We start from the raw sequence: 4250 nt of genomic DNA, 5'->3' as shown, positions 1-4250 counted from the left end.
CGCGGCGTGACCCGGTGGGCATTGAGATAGGCCAGGCGGAAGATGCCATGATCGACCAGCAGCATATTGGCCCAGGCGCGCAGCCGGTCGACCCGGCCGGTAAGCGGCCGGTCCCAGCGCGCGATGCGGGCCATTCGCCGCGCATAACGCTGATCGTTGCGGCGCAGCAGGTTCAACACCACAAAGTTCCATCCTTGATCATCTRCAGCCCGATATCAGTGGGAAGTGCCATGCGCAAACCCTGATGCCCCGTCCGCCTAAAGGTCGGGCTTGGACTTTTGCGCTACAGCGCGCATAAGGCGCGCCAGTTTTTTGTCTCAACAGGTATGACCCATGCGCCTAGATGCCATCTCCATCGGCAAGAATCCGCCCGACGAAGTCAATGTGGTCATCGAGGTGGCCATTGGTGGCGAGCCGATCAAGTACGAGATGGACAAGGAAGCCGGCACGCTCTTCGTCGATCGCTTCCTCTACACCCCGATGCGTTATCCCGGGAACTACGGTTTCATCCCGCATACGCTGTCCGAGGATGGCGACCCCTGCGATGTCCTGGTCGCCAATACACGCCCCCTGATTCCCGGCTCCTACATCGCGGTCCGCCCGATCGGCGTGATGATGATGGAGGACGAGGGCGGCGGTGACGAGAAGATCATCGCCGTGCCGGTGCCCAAGCTCACCAAGCGCTACGAGAACGTGCACAACTACACCGACCTGCCGCAGATCACGCTCGACCAGATCCAGCATTTTTTCGAGCACTACAAGGATCTCGAGCCCGGCAAATGGGTGAAGCTCACCGGCTGGGGTGACGCCACCAAGGCAAAGCAGCTCATCGTCGAGGCGATGGAGCGGGCAAAGAAGGCCAAGGGCTGAGGGCAGACGCCCGGTATTCTCCATCATGGCCGGGCCTGTCCCGGCCATGATCTCGTCCCGTTACCCCGATCAATACGGGCCTCCGGCGCAAGGCCGGGCAGCGCGCAGGTTACGCCGCGATCGCCTCGCTCAGCGCCACGACGCGCCTGGCCATCTCGGCATGAAGCCGCTCGACCATGCGGCCGTCCAGCTGGATCGCGCCCTTGTCGGCATTCTCCGGCTGCTCGAAGGCGGTGATGATCGCCTTGGCGCGGGCAAGCTCGTGATCATCCGGCGCGAAGGCGGCGTTGGCCGCAACGACCTGCGAGGGATGGATCAGCGTCTTGCCATCGAAGCCGAGATCGCGGCCCTGCGCGCATTCGGCCGCAAAGCCATCCTCGTTCTTGAGATCGTTGTAGACGCCGTCGACGATGTCGATGCCATGAGCACGGGCGGCGAGGATGGCCGTCACCAGCCAAGGCAGCATCGGCGCACGGCCAGGCACGAAGCGAGCGCGGGTTTCCTTGGCGAGATCGTTCGTGCCCATCACGAAGCAGGCGAGCCGCGTCGAGGGATCCTTCGCCGCCGAGGCAATCCGCGCCGCGTCGAGGACGGCGAGCGGCGTTTCGATCATCGCCCAGATCCGGATGGCCGAATCGGCCCAAAGGCCGGTCAGCTTGTGGCCGATCTCGATCAAGGTTTCGGGGGCCGACACTTTCGGGATCAGGATCGCGTCGGGCCTGGCCTCGGTCGCTGCGGCAAGATCCGCTTCGAACCAGGGCGTGTCGACGCCGTTCACCCGAATGACCAGTTCGCGCCGACCATAGCCTCCGGCCTTCACCGCGGCGCAGACCTGCTCGCGCGCCATGTCCTTGGAATCCGGGGCGACGGCATCCTCCAGATCGAGGATCAGCGCATCGGCGGCAATCTCGCGAGCCTTTTCAAGCGCACGGGCATTCGAACCAGGCATATACAGGACGCTGCGGCGTGGGCGGATCGCTGTCATGGGATACTCCTTAACGACGGCTGATCGAATTTCGCTGCAGTGCACACTAGACGTGACTGCAATGCAACGACAGTTCATCGAAAGGTGAAGAGGGGGGCGAATGGGCTGGATCGCCGGCGTCGACGGCTGCAAGGCGGGCTGGATCGTTGCGATCCTGGGCGACGCTACGCCCCTGCGTCCGCAGTTGCGCGTGATCTCGCATTTCTCCGAGCTCTTTGCGGGATCGGCGCCGCCCGATCTCGTGGCGGTCGATATGCCGATCGGCCTGCCGGACCGGATTGTCGGCTCCGGACGTGGCCCCGAGCAGCCGGTGCGCAACCTGCTCGGCGAGCGGCAATCCTCGGTGTTCTCCATTCCCTCGCGCTCGGCAGTCCAGGCTGCAGAGTATCTGGAGGCTTGCGGCGTGGCCGTCGCGACCTCCGAGCCACCGCGCAAGGTCTCCAAGCAGGGCTTCTTTCTGTTCCCAAAGATCCGGGAGATCGACGGCTTGTTGAGGCAGGAGCCGGTGTGGCGCGAGCACGTCTATGAAACCCATCCCGAACTTGCCTTTCGGACGATGCGCGGCGCTCCTCTTCTGAGCCCGAAGAAGGTCCGAGGGGCGATCAACCCCGAGGGCATGGCCGAACGACGGGCACTTCTGATCGCGGCAGGCTTGCCGGTCGAGAGCGTTCACGCACGGCCGCCGCGGGGAGCTGCTGCAGACGATATGCTGGATGCGTTCGCGGCGCTGATCGTCGCCAGGCACATCCGGGGCGGGCGTGGAAAGCCCTTCCCCGATCCGCCGGGACGCGATAGCCACGGGCTTCCCATCGCGATCTGGACCTTCGCGCCGGATCGCCCAGCCTATCAGGATCGCGCCATGTCCGACCGTCCGGTGTCCCATTCCATGATCGAGGCGGCTGCCGCGCGCATCGCCGGCCATGCTCGCGTGACGCCGATCATGCGCTTGGACAAGGGGGCGCTCGGATCCGTGGGGGACATCTCGCTCAAGCTCGAATGCCTGCAGCATGCGGGGTCCTTCAAGACGCGCGGCGCCTTCAACAACCTGCTGTCCCTGCCGGTGCCTGCTGCAGGGGTTTCTGCTGCATCCGGGGGCAACCACGGTGCGGCGGTGGCCTATGCGGCGCGCGAACGCGGCGTGAAGGCGACGATCTTCGTGCCGGAGATTTCGCCCGCGGCCAAGATCGAGGCGATCCGGCGCTTCGGCGCGGAGGCCGTGGTCGGCGGCGCGCAATATGACGATGCGCAGGCTGCCTGCGATCGCTTCGTCGCGGAAACCGGCGCGCTCAAGATCCATCCCTTCGCCGCGGTCGAGACCATCGCCGGTCAGGGCACGCTCGGGCGCGAGTGGGATTTGCAGGAGCCCGATCTCGATACGGTGCTTGTCGCAGTCGGTGGCGGCGGGTTGATCTCGGGAATCGCCTCCTGGTTCGCGGGATCGAAGGTCAAGGTGGTCGGCGTCGAACCCGCGGGCTCGCGTGCCTTGCAGGCGGCGCTCGAAGCCAAGGGACCGGTCGCGGTCGATGTCGCCTCGGTGGCCGCGGATTCGCTCGGCGCCCGCAATGTCGGCCAGCTGGTCTATGACGCCTGCAAGGACACGGTCGATCACGTTGCGCTCGTGCCGGATGCCGCCATCACCGAGGCGCAGGCGCGGCTCTGGCGCGATTTCCGGCTGGCCGTCGAGCCCGGTGGCGCGGCCGCCTTCGGCGCGCTGATCTCGGGAGCCTACAAGCCGGCTCCGGGCGAGCGCCTGGGCGTTTTGGTCTGCGGCGCGAATGTCKATCTCGCCAAGCTGCAGGCGATTGTAGCCTAGGCTGCGCGCCTCTTCCTGTCGCGGCGCGACGGAGGGCCGCGAGGCTCGTTCGATGAATGGTCGTCGCTCGGCCGACCATTCCGGGCGTGCGCATTACCCCATCGTCGCAGCGGCACGGGGCTGGACGCAGGCTCTCACGGCGGCGCACAATCCGCCTGCCCGACCAGACGCGAGACGYCGATGTCCCAGACTGCGACGCTGCCCGCTTCCAAAACCAGCCCTGGCCGCTTTTTCGAGGATTTCCGGCTGGGCGAGACGATCGTCCATGCCACGCCACGGACCGTGACCAGCGGCGACGTCTCGCTCTATACGGCGCTCTATGGGCCGCGCTTCGCGGTCCAGTCTTCGGACAGTTTTGCACGCGCGGTCGGATATCCCGCGGCGCCGGTCGACGATCTGCTGGTCTTCCACATCGTCTTCGGCAAGACGGTGCCGGACGTCTCGCTGAATGCCGTCGCCAATCTCGGCTATGCGGATGGGCGCTTCCTCAGGCCGGTCTATCCGGGCGACACCTTGTCGACCACCTCGGAGGTGATCGGCCTGAAGCAGACCTCGGCGGGCGATGCCGGCATCGTCTATGTC

General features: G+C 65.9%; 4 protein-coding genes and 1 pseudogene. 3 read left to right on the top strand and 2 right to left on the bottom strand.

The features are described 5' to 3' along the window. A pseudogene (locus tag AC1D34_RS34540) lies at positions 1–134 on the bottom strand (protein tyrosine phosphatase); the annotation flags it as partial. Between the two features lie 199 nt (positions 135–333). Between AC1D34_RS34540 and ppa the strand changes: the two are divergent. Further along, on the top strand, positions 334–870 hold the full coding sequence (gene ppa, locus AC1D34_RS34535) for an inorganic diphosphatase (protein WP_441492722.1): 537 nt from the start codon (positions 334–336) through the stop codon (positions 868–870). Positions 871–979: 109 nt separating this feature from the next. Here ppa and AC1D34_RS34530 read toward each other — a convergent pair whose 3' ends face one another. Continuing rightward, on the bottom strand, positions 980–1855 hold the full coding sequence (locus AC1D34_RS34530; RefSeq protein WP_476826670.1) for an HpcH/HpaI aldolase/citrate lyase family protein: 876 nt from the start codon (positions 1853–1855) through the stop codon (positions 980–982). Positions 1856–1955: 100 nt separating this feature from the next. Here AC1D34_RS34530 and AC1D34_RS34525 point away from each other — a divergent pair, with 100 nt between their 5' ends. Continuing rightward, the gene (locus AC1D34_RS34525; protein WP_476826669.1) at positions 1956–3668 is read left to right on the top strand and encodes a serine/threonine dehydratase; all 1713 of its coding nucleotides are present in this window, start codon (positions 1956–1958) and stop codon (positions 3666–3668) included. A gap of 180 nt (positions 3669–3848) precedes the next feature. Beyond that, a partial coding sequence (locus tag AC1D34_RS34520) for a MaoC family dehydratase (RefSeq protein WP_476826668.1) occupies positions 3849–4250 on the top strand: 402 nt, incomplete at its 3' end.

The organism is Allobosea sp. P1_A7 (genome assembly GCF_056406775.1).
The sequence above is the reverse complement of the archived record's forward strand: the minus strand, read 5'-3'. Positions and strand labels throughout refer to the sequence as shown.

Excerpts from the sequence above, each read along its gene's own strand:
- AC1D34_RS34530 (WP_476826670.1), bottom strand. The coding sequence starts at position 1,855 with ATGACAGCGATCCGCCCACGCCGCAGCGTCCTGTATATGCCTGGTTCG.
- ppa (WP_441492722.1), top strand. The coding sequence starts at position 334 with ATGCGCCTAGATGCCATCTCCATCGGCAAGAATCCGCCCGACGAAGTC.